Origin of the sequence: Capnocytophaga genosp. AHN8471, from assembly GCF_016806945.1 — a bacterium.
Lineage (GTDB): Bacteria > Bacteroidota > Bacteroidia > Flavobacteriales > Flavobacteriaceae > Capnocytophaga > Capnocytophaga periodontitidis.
This window is the reverse complement of record NZ_JAESPJ010000047.1, coordinates 1-15,741: the sequence shown is the minus strand read 5'-3', so window position 1 is coordinate 15,741 and position 15,741 is coordinate 1. Positions and strand designations below refer to the sequence as shown.

Here is a 15,741-nt window from a genome sequence, read left to right as displayed (position 1 = left end):
TTATATTGATATGTTTAAGATTATAATGTTTGTGCGCAAGAAACAGCATCTTAGCACAGAAGAATTTATAAAACTATGGGAAGCACATTCTCAAAAAGTAATAAACTATAAAGAAGCCCTGTTGATAAAGGATTATGCTAAAACATTTCCTTTTCAACCTACTGATGAAAAATCGTCTACACAGCGAGAAACCCTCCCTTTTACCTTTGATGCTATGGGTGAATTGTGGTATGAAAGTAAAGACGATTTTCTCAGAGCCCGTAACACTCCTGAGGGGCAAAAAGCCTTAGCCGACCTCCGTGCCGATGAACTCAAATTTGTAGATATGGCAAACTCTGTAATGTGGCTCGGTACTGAGGAAAAAATATTTGATAAATTGCCTTTTGAAGTTAAAAGTTGGACAGTTCTCGATGAGTATTTCTATTTGTCAGATTATGCAGGAAATAGTGTAGCAGACTTTGATAAGTTAATAGCTTTGTTTTCTGAAGATATTACAATGTTAAGTGCTGATGGCTCACAAATGAAAGGGAAAACTGCAGTAATCTCCTTTTTTAAACAATTTTTTGAAAGAAATAAAACTACAAAACACCTTTGGGAAACCATTAAAGTTGCTGAAAATACTCTTGAGACTCATTGGGCTGTCTCAGGGAAACGAAAAGATGGTACTTTCTTTGCCTTTAAAGGTAAAGATACAGCAAAACTAAATTCAGAAGGTAAAATCAATTATTTAAAAGTAGAGTTTTTATAATAAAAATCATCATACGCTGGCGCGAGCTTGTAGCTCGTGCCTCTTTTTTTGTAGTTTCTAAGAAAAACTTTATTTTTGCAGAGAATATACGATAAACTATTATGAAGAAGCCTTTACTTCTATATTCCTTTTTCTTATTCAGTTATCCTCTTTTTTCTCAGTCAATAAAAGGGAAAGTTACTGATATGTACCAGCTCCCTATTGAATTTGCTGAAGTGATACTATATGAGAATAATAAACCTTTTTTAAGTGAATTATCGGGAAATAAAGGTGATTTTACATTGTCTGTAAATAAGAAAGGGAACTTTACCCTTGTGATAAGATATTTAGGTGAGATACTATACCAAAAAACAATAGTACTTAATGAAAATATAGACTTAGGGGTGTTGAAGGTTGATAATGCACATCAGTTATCAGAAGTAATCCTTACAGCAAAGAAACAACTAATTGAAAAGAAGTCGGATAGGTTGGTGTATAATGTACAGAATAGTTTACTTTCTACAGGGGTCAGTAGTGATGAATTGCTTAAAAACATTCCTCGAATCGACCCCACCAGCGACGGACTAAAAATTATCGGGAAAAGCAATGTATTAGTAATGTTAGACGATAGACCGCTCAATATTTCGGGTGATGATTTAAAGAACTACTTAAAAACATTAAGGTCTGAGAATATCGACAAAATAGAGATTATTACTAACCCATCAGCAAAGTACGATGCGGCAGGAAATACAGGTCTTATTAATATTAAGCTAAAGAAAAAACTAAATACAGGTTTTGATGCCAATATCTCTTCAACTTCTATACTCAGAACCAAAGCAAGCGTAAATAACACTTTAACACTCAATTATTCCAACGAGAAGCTAATTCTCAATTACAATTTGTTTTATGGTGATGAAAATAGGAATTTTGAGAATAAAAACAAACTACTTTTCACCGATGAGCAAAGAGAGTCCGTTGAAAATACTGAGAGAATAGACAAAGGATTAAGTCATCAGCTCAATGCCGACTATCAGTTAGTAAAAGCTATTAATTTGGGTTTCTACCTCAATTACAGCAACTGGGATAATAATGCTTACGGGCATTCTGAGGTTAAATTCTACAATAATGTCCAAAGTGTATTAAAAACTCAACAATTGCCTACTAATACTTTGGGTAATAATAAAGGTCTCTCATTTTCTCCTTACTTAGATATCAAATTAGATACTTTGGGTAGCCAATTAAAGTTTTATTTCAATCATAATAGAAATACTAATAATTCTACCTCTGTATTCAGAGCTAATAATTACAGAGGAGATGGACAAATATTAGAAAGTTCTTTTGAAAATAAGAATAATATAGACTATACTTTCAAAATCAATGCTTTTGGTACCGACTTAGAAACAACTTTTTTGAATACAAAAATTGAAATAGGTGGTAAAGGTACTTATTTCAGTAATGATAACGGAGTGAAATTCTACAATAAAATAGGCGGATTAGATGTTTTTGATACCTCAAAATCCAATGATTTTCTTTACAAAGAACGCTTATGGGCAATGTATTTGAATCTCTCTCGCAATCTTACTGAAAAACTCTTTTTAAGTGCTGGTATAAGATATGAGCATACCCAAACAGAAGAAACATTAATAACCCAAAATATTACCAATGAAAAACGTTATTACAATTGGTTTCCTACCGTATCTCTTTCTTATGAGCCAAATAATAATCATTCTTATGCTCTCTCTTTCAACCAACGAATTGCAAGACCAAGTTTATATGATTTGAATCCTTTTAGGAATTACAAAGACGCCAATAATTACGAAATAGGCAATCCAGATTTATTGCCTAATATTACCACCAATATAGAGTTTGGTTATGTGTATAAAGGAAACCTATCGTTTTCTCTATATGGTTCTAAAATAGCTGATAATTGGGCTTTTGTAGTTTCTACTGAAAATAATAACAATGTAGTAGTAACACAACCAAAGAATGTATTAACTACTTATAGTGTAGGTTCTGAGTTGGCTTATAATTGGGAGATTTCTAATTGTATATCTAACTATAGTAGTGCTAATGTATCCTATCAACAATCTAAATCGGCAGAGGAAAGTTTGCTTGATAAGAATTTAAGAGGAATACACGGCACTTTGTTATCAAATTTCACCATAACCTTGAATGAGAATAAAACTAATAAACTGTTTTTGAATATGCTGTACAACACCAAAGGAGTTGAAGAAATGTATGTCTCTAAGAACACTTTCCTAATGCGGTTAGGAGCTTCTCTATCGTTCTTACAACAGAAATTGAATCTGAATGTCTACTTAACCGACCCTTTTAACACAACAATAGCAAGGAATAGCGTCGATTATAGCACTTATAAATTTAGAAATAGAATTTTCAACGATAATCGCAGTGTACATTTTTCTGTAATCTATAAGTTTGGTAATAATCAATCTAAAACAAATGAAATACAAGTAGATAATTCAGAAAAAGATAGATTAATAAAAGAATAAATTTGTGTAGTTAGGAGAAAACTCTCTATATTTGCACATTAATTAATTGAGAATCGACAAATTAAATTAAGATGTTACAAGAACTAAAATCTCGTAGTGGTAATTGTTGTGAGCTCTGTGGAGCGACTGAAAGCCTAAGTGTATATACAGTGCCTCCTGCTAGAAACGAAAGTACAGATGATAGCCTTTTAGTATGTGCTACTTGCCTTAGTCAAATACAAAATCCCGAAACGATGGATAGTAACCATTGGCGTTGCCTCAACGATAGTATGTGGAGCGAACACCGCCCTGTAAAGATAATGGCGTGGCGTCTCCTCAACCGACTCAAAAACGAAGGCTGGTCGCTCGACCTTCTAAATATGATGTATTTAGATGAGGAAGAATTGGCTTTTGCCCAAGCTTCCGACGACCATTTGGAAGAGAGCGAAAAGGTAATTCACAAAGATAGCAATGGGGCAGTACTCGCTAATGGTGATAACGTTGTACTTATCAAAGACCTGAAAGTAAAAGGTACAAGTATGACAGCTAAACAAGGTACTGTTGTGCGCAAAATCACTCTCGATCCCGAAAACGCTGAATATATAGAAGGTAAAGTTGATGGACAACAAATCGTTATCCTCACTCAATACGTGAAAAAAGCCTAATAATTTTATATCACACACTTAGCCAAAATCTCTAATGTTTATATGACTTATATCTTTGACTAAGCTGATTACACCAGAATGTGTCTATTTGTTAATGAGAAATTTAATAAATAGACATATTTTTTATTTGGTAGTTTAAAAATAAAATTATACCTTTGCAGAGAAATTACTAAATATTTTTTGTAAATAACTTTGAATTGATAAATCTATATATTGGAAAATTAATATATTAATTTCTTATGAAACAACTATTTACCATTATTGCATTATGCTTCCTTAGCTTTGGCTATGCCCAAAAGGGAATGACTTTTACTCAAGCACAAATGCCTTTGGCTACTGATAAAGATAATCCTGTTACCTCATTTGTACTGCCTGTAAAGCAAGGAACAGAGGTAAAAGAACTCTCTTTGCAGTTTAAAAGTAAAAAGCTTAATCTATCTGAACTCTCTGTTTATGTAGGTGCTAACGCTAAAAGAGAACAAGCAACACTTTTTGCTAAAACTTCAAATCTCAGTTGTAACACCAAACTACAAGGAAATTTTAAATCTACTAATGATAGCCTTTTTGTTTGGGTTTCTGCCCGCACTACTCAAAAACCAGACCTCTTACAAAAACTCTACTTATCAAAGATAAAACTCACCACTAATGAGGCTATATTCACGCTCAACAATGCTAAAAAAGAAGGACAACGTTTTGCTATTGCTCTTCGTCAGCGTAAGCAAGACGGCATAGAATGCTACCGTATACCAGGGCTTGTAACCACTAATAAAGGTACGCTGATAGCCGTTTACGACAATCGTTACAACAACTGCAAGGATTTGCAAGAAGATATCGATGTAGGAATGAGTCGTAGTACTGATGGCGGACAAACGTGGGAGCCAATGAAAAAAGTGATTGATATGGGTGAATGGGGAGGAAAACCTAACCGCCTTAATGGGGTGGGAGATCCCGCAGTTTTGGTAGATGAGCAAACCAACACTATTTGGGTGATGGGCTTGTGGCAGCACGGCTTAGATCCTCAAACAATGAGTTGGTGGGGCTCTAAAAGTGGAATGACTCCTGAGGAAACAGGACAAATAGTAGTAGTGAAAAGTGAAGACGATGGCAAAACGTGGAGTGAACCTATTAATATCACCTCTCAAATCAAAAATCCTGAATGGAGGCTATTTTTCCAAGGACCTGGCAGAGGTATCTCGATGAGTAATGGTACCTTGGTGTTTGCAGGTCAGTTTAAAGATAAAGACCAAGTGCCTCATTCTACTATTATTTACAGTAAAGACCACGGCAAGACGTGGCACGTAGGTACAGGAGCTAAAACACACACTACTGAGGCGCAAGTGGTAGAACTTTCCGATGGTACACTAATGCTCAATATGCGCGACGACCGCAATCGCACCAACTATAAGCTCTCTGATAACTATCACGGTCGTTCCGTAGCCGTTACTGCCGATATGGGCAAAACGTGGATAGAGCACAACACCTCTCGCACTGCCCTCACCGAACCTAATTGTATGGCAAGTATCATTTCTTATAAAGACAAAAAGGGAAAACAGTATTTATTCTTCTCTAATCCTAATGATGCAAAGAATAGAGTAAATATGACTATCAAAACAAGTAACGACGAAGGTAATACTTGGGATAAACTACCTTCAATATTGTTGTATGAACAAGCAGCTATGGGCTATTCTTGTCTTACGGTAATAGATAATAAATACATAGGTATTCTTTACGAAGGTGACGGTGATTTGCTCTTCCAGAAAATACCTATCAAAGAATTTATAAAATAATAAGGATTAATACAGGTCGTCTTGATATTCTTGTGATCAATCAATAAATTATTTGTTACAATATTTGCTAGCAATTCATAGTATTCTTGCAACTATTGAATTGGTAGCTTTACATATTATAACACGTCTTCTTTGAAAATGCACCTATTGCAAACGCCAATCCTCAATCCTTTAAACCCCTTAATGGAGGGTATGCAATGGATAAATATCGTATTACAAAAATGTAAAAGAAATCTTTTCTAAAGGTGTTTAACTAAAAGATTTTCTAAAAACTCAATTGTAAAAATCATTTATATTTGCTAATTATTGTTATTTAACAATGTATTAACAAGATTTAACTTTGTTATAAAACGCTGATAAACAAATATTTGTTTAAGAAAAATTCTTCTGTAATGCTAAGTATGTGTAAAACTATTGTTACTTTCATAAAAAAAATATACTTTTGTGAATCATTTTACGTTTTTTCAGAACAAAAGTACTCATTTCAATTATGAAAAAGTTTCTAATAGCAATTGTATTATTTGTGGTAGGTTTATCAGTATCAGCACAAGAATGTTTTGATGTCCAACTAACTCCTACCGCTGGGCAGTGTAAGTCGGATGCGAAGTTACGTGTGACAGCACAGCCTAAATCACCTATGCCTGCAGGTTGTACTTCTTCAGGTAACTACTCTGTTGAACTGACAAAACCTTCAGGAAGCCCAAGTCTACAAGCCCTTTCGGGTACTCCAGCCTCCTATGAGTTTGCCGATTTGCAACCAGGAGTTTATACGGTTACAGTCTATGATAACAACGCAGTAGGGGTAAAACCAATTGTAAGAACTGTTACCATTACTACTACCTATAAAACTATGAATATCACAGCTGAAGGTATAGCACCTACTTGTGCGGGAGTGATTGATGGACAAATACAGTTCAAAATTCCTTCTGGTGGTACAGGTCCTTTTGAAGTAACAGTTACTGATGAAAGTGGAAATATATTAATTCCTATGCAAACTTTCAATCGTCCTTCACCTGCTACGAAATTTATTACCATACAAGGAGGCCCTGGTAAAGAATTGCGCACAGGTAATGTAGTATTAGTAGTGCACGACAAAACAAATATAAGTAATGTTTGTGGAGAAACACAATACGTCCCTGTAGAAATAAAAGAACCTGAGGATCCTTCTTGTTTTGAAATTCAAATGTATCAGACCCGTTTTTCTATGGGGGCTAATTGTAAGTTCAAACTCTATTTTATAATTAGAAAAAAAGATGGGGGGTATGTATTTGCTGAACCTTATCGAGCAGCAGCAAACAATTATTTTAAAGGAAAAGCAAAAGTAGAGATTCTCAATAGAGTTCAACCTGTTGCTACACCTCGTTTTGTAGATGAAAACTTCTATGTAGATGATTATATCTTCCAAAAAGGTGACCAAATACGCATAACCGTAAATGGAGGTAAAAATACAATAGTCCAAACTGTTGAATTAGATAATGGTATTGATATACCCCAATGTCCTTCTGACCCCCGCTATCAAATAGGATTGTATCACAATGATGCTTCTACTTATCAGTGTGGTACTGCTTCCTATACATTGTATATGTATTTTCAATATGCAGATCGTCAAGTTAAAGATGTAATCAATGGAGGTACAAGGAGAATACAAGTCAAATATAATAATGAACAAGTAAAGCCTACATTTATTGTAGAAAAAGAAACGTCTCCAGGGGTTTGGTCTACCATTACACCTGCTTGGCATACCTTTGCAGCTGATAACAATAGTGCCAGAGTAAATCTTCCCTCTTCTGGTAAATACCGTATCCGTTACCAACACCCTAATGGTTGCTCTGAACTCTGTAGAACAGTGGAATTAACGCCTCCTGCAAGCATTGACCCTGCTCAGGCTTTTAGAAATATAAGGTATGCCTATGGTGTTTATGAAAATACAGGGGCGTTCTATAGATATATTTACCGTCGTAACAAAGAAGTAATCTTTCCAATTACAGTGAAATTGACTCCTACCGATGGTCGTTCTGCAATTTCTTTCCAAACACGCTTGCCTTTTGAAACCGCTACTTATACTAAAACTGTAGTTTTCCCTTTGGTACAGACTTGGAATGATGAACATTATTATGGTTGGGGCGATTTGCCAGCAGGTACTTACTCCCTTTCTATCACCGATGCTTGCGGCAATATAGCTACCACAACTGTTCAAATCGCTTTACTGCGCAAAATTACTGATTCCATTAAAGTAGAAACAACTTGTAATAGCGGAAAAGTGACTTATGATTTAGGTGAAATGTATGGCTCAACTCCTAAAGTGTACTTGACTCGTGAAACTTTTCCTGGAAATTATGTAGATATCGATACAAAAACCCCAAAAGGATATAGTCAACAGCCTGTAGGAAGTTTTTCTAACTTATTTCCAGGTAATTACGCCTTGAAATATAGGAATTTATATTACCAAGCTACAGACAATAGCCCAGTCCATTGGCAGGTAGAGACTGCTTTACCCACTGCGGCGGGTAAATACCCTCATAGCCAAATCTATTACCATCCATTTACAGTAAAACCTCAACCTTCTTTAGATCCTGTGCTCTCGGCTTCTGCTTGTAGTGCTTCAAGCGGTTCTGGTATCATTTCTGTAGATCTAACAGGACAGCAAATTTCTTATCCACTTACCTTTACACTATTTAAAAAACCTAATCTCACCACTCCAGTGAGAACGATCACTTTCCAAGCTACTGATCCTAACAACACTTATGCTGTCTTTAATAATTTGGACGATGGTAGTTATATGGTGCGTACTACTCACGCCTGTCAGTCAGTGCAAAACGATATTGAGGTGAAAATCAATACTGCTTTTACTCCTAATGTGGTGATAACAGCTGCAGCCAATTGTCGCGGAGATCAAGCTAAATTATACTTTAGTCTATCTGATTTTTTATTCGATATTCGTTGGTATCAACTCAATGCAGCAGGACAACGTACTACCAGCACTCCTCTTGGTACACAGCGTACTTTTTCTCGTGCTATCTCCGAAACTACTACTTTTGAGGTAGAGTACCAACTCAAAAGTAATATAGGCTGTGGTGGTTCTACTGCCCCTATGACCAAAACCGTAACAGTTTCTCTGCCTAAGGATACAACACCCCCAGTAATTTCAGGCTGCCCTTCTGATATTACGGTAATAGCCGATGCTGGCAAATGTAGTAAAAAAGTATCGTGGATTGAACCTACTGCTACCGATACTTGTTTTGATACAACTCGCACTACACGTTCTCATACTCCTAATACCGAATTTGGTATAGGTACACATACCGTAGTGTATACTTTCTCCGATATTTATGGTAATACCAGCACTTGTACTTTCAAAGTAATTGTAAAATCGCGTGCTTTGGAAATGACTGTAAATGCTCGCTATACCAATAACGCAGGGGTAGCAGTAACACAACTCAATCCTAATGATGAGTTTATATACGAAATTTCTTATCAAAATACAGGTCAGAATGCTATTAGTACAGCTTCTCTCACCGTGAAATTGCCCGCAAATGCAAGAGTAATCACCAATGGTAATCCTATTCTAACAGGAGCTACCCAAGGAGGAATTGCTCCAGGACAAAGCTATGACCCTATCACTAAAACCTACCTATTTAATATACCTGGTACTACTATTCCTTTGGGTGGAGCTACTAAGGTAATCAAAATCCCAATGAAACATATAGGAGGATGTGCCGAAGCGTCTAAACCTTGTGGCAATTACTTCACTATGAGCTACCAAATGAATTATGGTAGTATAACTCCTGGTTGTAATATAGCACCTCAAGCTAAAGAAGGAACTCACTCTATGACTATCAATACAGCAGGTTGTTCTCGCCAAGAAGTGTTCTGTGTAGGTAGTACACTCAACCTCACTGCAGAACAAGGTTTTGATACCTATAAATGGTTTGTTAATGGCACGCTCCAACCTACTTATACTACCTATCAATATACAGGTGCAGGAACTGCTGGCACTTACAGAGTAGAAAAAACTAAAATCTGCGATGGCGTACAAATCACAAGTGAAGAGGTAATCAACTTCCAAACAGCTACTACGGCTACCGATCCTATCCGATCTCAAGCAAACAATGTTGGAGTAACCTGTGCCGATAATAATACTTGGACAAGCCACTTCTATTTGTGTGATGGCAAAAGCAAAACTATTAGTGTGAACTATGTGAACACTACTTTCCAATGGCAACAATGGAATGGCTCTTGTACCGAATCCTCTTCTGATTGTAGAAATTCAGACGACCAATGTTGGACACCTTTGCACTCCAATAGTATTTTCCAACTCAATACCTCAGGTAAATACCGCTTAAAAGTACAAAGTGGTAGCTGTGCTAATTTCTTCTATTTCGAAGCCTTTACAGCTGGCTTAGGAGGTACTGTAACTGATGTAATTCATCAAACTGATTTTACACAAGGTTCCGTGAAAATATCAATGAATACTAATGGAATCAATTATAATATACAGATATTTGATGCAAGTGATACAAGAGTCAAAAATATCACTACTTCTAATAGTGAAACTCTTGTAGATGGACTTTCACAAGGTACTTATACCGTAAAAGTAACCTCTCCTCAAGTAGTAGGTTGTGAACTCAACGACTCTTTTGAGATTAAAAAACTCAATAAGATGACAATGACGGCTACTTTCAAAGGTTTCAAACAGTGTAATACAGCAACCTTTGAGCTTAAAGCCGAAGGGGGCGAAGCACCTTATCATTTCTTCTTATGGTCGATAGATGGCGTACAACAGCATGCTAATGAGTCTGCAGCTTTGAATTCCACCCCTATTGCTACTCAAAGCGTGAGTGAAAGTTCTAAAACCATAGATGTGCCTAATATCACTCAAGTAGGGGAATATGTATTCTTAGTAGGTGATGCACGTAACGGAGCATTTGCTCTTTCTAATAAGGTGACAGTTACACCTCCTAATCCACATAACTTTACTGTATCGGCAACTACCGAAATTGCTTGTGCAACCCAATCTAATACCGGAATCATCAATACTATATTTGGTGTTCCTAATCAAAAACGCAAAGTAACCCTTTATACACTCGATGCTAATGGTAACCGCTTGCCTAATCCACGTACCAGTGTAGGTGGCCTGTTCACTGGCCTAACTGCCGGTACTTACGAAATATTCATCGAAGCAAAAGTAGGAGTTACTACTTGTACTTATAGCAAAAAACCTATAGTAATTCTTCCTACTCAAAAACCATTACAAGGCTTTGCTACCATACTAGCCGATAAGTCTTGTGATACAAACAACCCTAAACAGTACAAAGTAGCTGTAGCTAATATTTCAGGCGGAACGACTCCTTATCGTTATAGTTTTGATGGAGGAGCTACTTTTGGTTCAACTGCTATAGGTTATATGGGAGCTTCAGGTAATATATTTGTTGAAGATAGCAAAGGATGTCGTATCTCATTGCCTATCAAGGTGGCTCCTGATGTAATTCCTTCAGTAGGAATAAGCTCTATTACCTATCGTTGTGATAGTGGCAATGGGGTTGTAACCCTCACAGTTTCAGCTACTGCTTCACAAACTTACGAATATAGCATTGATGGTGAAACTCCTCAATCGATGAGTGGAACCACCGTAGTGCGTGAGCTTACACCTGGGGTACACTCACTCACAATATATTACAAAACTGTAGTGACCGATACTACTAACAATGTGCTCTTTAGAGGAGATTTTGGAACAGGAAACAATGGTTGTCTCTCTGATGCTACCACAGCGTTCACTTGTGCAGCTACGGGAACCCTTTCCGATGGTAACTATATCCTCACTAAAGCAGTAACCCTCCAATCTGGTTGGGTAACAACTCCTCCTACCGATGCTTCAGGTGGTCGCTATATGGCGATAGCAGGTAGCGGAGGTAATGAAATGGTATATGAAAAACGTTTGAACGGAATAGAACCTAACAAACCACTTTCTGTGAGTTTAGATGCAATGAGCTTGATTCCTACAGCAGGAATTGCACCGCGCTTTAATATAGAAGTTCGTAAAAGTGATGGTTCGCTACTCCTTAGCAGATATGCAGGTACGGCTACTAATGGAGCAGGGTGGACAAGCCTAAAAGCAGATTTCTTAGCTACCGAAATAACTGGATTTAGCGATAATCAACTTATTATAAGAATCGTAAATATAGCAGTTAATACCTATAACAATTTAGGCAACGACTATGTAATCGATAATATAACAGTATTCCAACAACCTAAAATCTGTGACAATAGTATCACTCAGCTCATCAATATAGAAGCTAATAAGCAAATGCGTGTTGAAAAATACGGAGCCGAGAAAAATGTAAGTTGTTATGGTAACCACGATGGTGCTGTAGCTATAAGGGTCGTAAATCCTGTTTCTAATCAAGTGAAATACACTACCGATCCTTATCAAACTACTTGGACAACCACTACACTCAACGCTCAAGGGGTCTTTACAATAACGGGGCTCTCAGCTACTCAAAACGGAGTACTTACCGTACAAGATGCTACTCAAAATACTTGTGTGGTATCTCTTGCAGGTGGTTATAAAATAGGTGAACCTGGAGTGATTACACCTACTGTAATAGTAACCGATAAAGCTACTTGTTTCAATAATCAAAAAGCAAAAGTGAGAGTTTCGGCTACAGGGGGTACTCCTAACTATCGTTTCCAAGTAGGACTCGTAACAGGTACCCTTAGTGCGATGTCAGTTCCTTCTATTAACCCGATAGAGTTCTCTAACCTATCACCTGGCACTTATAGTTTGGTAGTAACCGATAATAACAATTGTACTACTCAAACTACTTTCGAGATTGTAGCTCCTGATACTATTTCGGCTACTGCCGAACCGGCTTCATATTGCTATCAATTTAGTGATGCCAAATATGTAGTAATTAATATCTTGAGTGGTAATGGCAACTACAAAGTACAAAAACAAGGTAGTACAAGCATTTATGCGTTCTCTTCAGGTAGCTTCACTTACCCTGAAGAAGTAGCTTCAGGTACTCACACCTTTATGATTACCGATGGTTATGGTTGTACAACAAGTGTAACTACTAAAGTGTTTGAGGCACTTAGCTTGCAAGTATCGCCTACCTATCAACAGTATGCAAATTGTAAAGGTAATTTAGTAACCTATACGCTTACAACAAAAGGTGGAGACCCAGCCGCTATCAAAGAATTTAGAGTGAGCACCGATAGTGGAGCTACTTATAGTACGATAGGTTCGGCAACAAGCCAAGTCGAATATGGTGCCAATGCTACTACTCATACCGATTTCAAATTCCAAGTGCGTTACTATCCTGATGGTAGCGAGTGTAAAGCTGAACAGTATATAACCTTGCGTAGTGATCCTCCGCGTTTGCTTGTAGGTACACTCACCGTTACAGCAGCTACTTGTGGTCGTGCTAATGGAGCTTTATTGCTCTCCCCGTCCGATTATCACGTTGGAACCTCTTCACACACAGTACAAGTGTTAGATGCTTCTAATGCAGTACAAACAATGACGGCTTTAGCTCCAGGAGTTTATACCTTAAAAATCACTGACGATAGAGGTTGTGAGTTTACACAAAACTTTACTGTAAATGGAGTGCCTCAACTTACCGCTACAGTCACAGTTACTAAACAAATTAGCTGTAACTCCCCTACTGCCGATTTAGCAGTAAAATTGATTACAGGAGGTAAAGCTCCTTATACAGTTAAGGTTGAAAATACAACTCATAACACTACGCAAAGTGCTACTCACAATAGTCAGGCCGCTAATACTACACTGCCATTTACAGGATTGAACTATGGTAATTACAATATTACTATCGTCGATGCTAATGGTTGTGAAACTCACTTGCAAACGGTAGTGAATGCAAATACAACCTCTATTACGGTACGTTATGATACACCTACAAATTGTAGTACTACCCATAATGCTTACGTAAAAGCAGCAAGTACAGCCTCATTCACTACTACTGCTAATGCTTACTTTGCTGTATATCGCACAGGTATCCAAAATCCAATAGCTCCTTGGATAACACCTAAGGTTGTTCCTAATAGTACAGGAGGTAGTGATACTTGGTACAAAGGTAATCCGGTAACAGGAGGTGTGGAAGCTAATATACCTAACCTTACTTCAGGGGTACGTTATACCTTTGTAGTATACAATGCCGATACAGGTTGCCGTTATACACATGAGGCTACTATACCAGTGCCTACACTTTCTACCTTAGCGGTAACTTTATCTCAAACGCCTACAACCTCTTGTGCTGAAGGTAATGATGGTAAAGTAAATTACACCCTTAGCGGTTGGCAAGCAGGTAGCACTATTAGCTGGAAAATATTCAATAATAGTACCCATCAGCAAGTAGATACAGGTACGGCGGCAGCAGTAACTACGCCACAAACAGCCGGAAGTGCTTTAGCAGCAGGTCATTACTATATTGTATTTACCGAAAGCCCAAGCAATTGTACGCAAGTACTTCACTTCGAAGTAAAAAAATCTCATTTGCAAATGCAGATATCTGCAACAGCTACCCAAAAAGCTTCTTGTAATACTCAGGGAGAAGCGTGGTTGAATATCACAGGAGGTACAGCTACTTATACTTATGGATATGTAGCTTCAGGAACAGCCTACACATCATCTGTAATGACTCGTACGCTTCAAGCCTCAGATTATATCAAATTGCCTGCAGGTAATTGGGATGTATATGTACTTGATGCTTATGGTTGCTTGCAATCTACTACAGTTACTATTGATATTTTTGATACACCTAACATTGTAACTGTAACTACTTTGGCTTGTCAAGCATATAACAACCTTAATGGTAAAGTCCCAGTGAAAGTAACTCTTGATAAGATAGGTCAAGGAGCTCATTACTATAGCTTAGATGGCAGTGCTGAAAAAGTGATTGCTTGGACAATAGCGAACCAAGCGTTTGAGGTAGAAGTAGATCCTATAATAACACACACCATTACTGTAAAAGATGTAAATGGCTGTGTGACTACAGCTACTTTCAGTACTACAGCTATTATTACTGCTTCAGCTACACTCAGCAAACTTAAAACTTGTGCATCACCTACTGCAGCAATCAGTGTAACAGTAGCTGGAGGAACAGGTACCTATAGTTATACTTTAGAACATATAGATAATGGTAGCTCTGCTGGACAAATCATTGCTCAAAACCAAGCTTTGTCAGCAGGAACTACTACCATTACAATTCCAGCACCTGCCGATGAAGGTACTTACCGCATCACTATTTACGATGCCGAAACAATAAATTGTCCTATAGTAAAAGAAGTAATTCTTCCTGTTCCTATATGGCCTAATATCGATGATTTAGTGGTACAACCTTACCACGAAAAATGTAATTTAGGACTCACTGCTACGGGTACGGGGGTTATAGAAGTAGCAATGCCTACCGATAGTGATAGTTATACATTCCGTATCCTAAGCGCTACCGATCGTACTACAGGCTTAGCTGTTCCATTTACGCCTACACCAAGCAGTGCAGGAACACACAACGCTACCTTTACTCAGTTGCACGGAACACCTATAGGAGTATTGTATGTATTACAACTTACAGTAAACTCAACAGGTTGTACAGCTAATTTTACAGCTGAAATCACCTCTCCAGAACCATTAGAGTTACAAACGGGAGTGATTAGTGCGACACAATATGTTTGTGAGGGCAATAAAGGCTTATCAACTCCAAGAGTAAGTGTTGATACGAGCAAGATACATGGAGGAATACCACCTTATACCATTGAGTTTTTTGATAATGGAGGAAATAGTTTAGGAAATGGTACAGAGTACACACTTTCGAACTTGAATGGAGGTACTTTCTACGCTATGATAAAAGACGCTTCAGGTACTTGTGCTACGAGCACCACAAGCGTAACAGTAGAACCAGCCTTCGAGTTGCAAACACTCAGTATCACCACAACAACATCAGCTACTTGCGCTGTAGACGAGATGATCAACATCAGTGTAACCGCTACGCCTACTTATATAGCAGGTACACCATTGCGCTATGAGATAAAAGGAAGTGACAATGCCTTTACCACTA

5 protein-coding genes are annotated in these 15,741 nt (G+C 37.5%); all 5 read left to right on the top strand.

What is annotated here, in order from left to right; translation table 11 throughout:
- Positions 1–10 precede the first annotated feature (10 nt).
- Positions 11–748 carry an EthD domain-containing protein gene (locus tag JMN12_RS14960; protein WP_198475704.1) on the top strand — a complete coding sequence of 246 codons (738 nt, stop codon included), beginning with the start codon at positions 11–13 and terminating at the stop codon, positions 746–748.
- A 101-nt stretch (positions 749–849) separates the two neighbouring features.
- Positions 850–3,237, top strand: a complete 2,388-nt coding sequence (locus tag JMN12_RS14955) for an outer membrane beta-barrel family protein (protein WP_203140056.1) — start codon at positions 850–852, stop codon at positions 3,235–3,237.
- A gap of 71 nt (positions 3,238–3,308) precedes the next feature.
- Entirely contained in the window at positions 3,309–3,881 is a 573-nt protein-coding gene (locus JMN12_RS14950) for a PhnA domain-containing protein (protein ID WP_088594017.1), read from the top strand.
- Positions 3,882–4,120: 239 nt separating this feature from the next.
- Positions 4,121–5,668: a sialidase family protein gene (locus tag JMN12_RS14945; RefSeq protein WP_088594018.1), complete on the top strand. Its 1,548-nt coding sequence runs from the start codon at positions 4,121–4,123 to the stop codon at positions 5,666–5,668.
- A gap of 490 nt (positions 5,669–6,158) precedes the next feature.
- Positions 6,159–15,741, top strand: a 9,583-nt coding sequence (locus JMN12_RS14940) for an HYR domain-containing protein (protein WP_203140054.1), incomplete at its 3' end; no start/stop codon positions are given.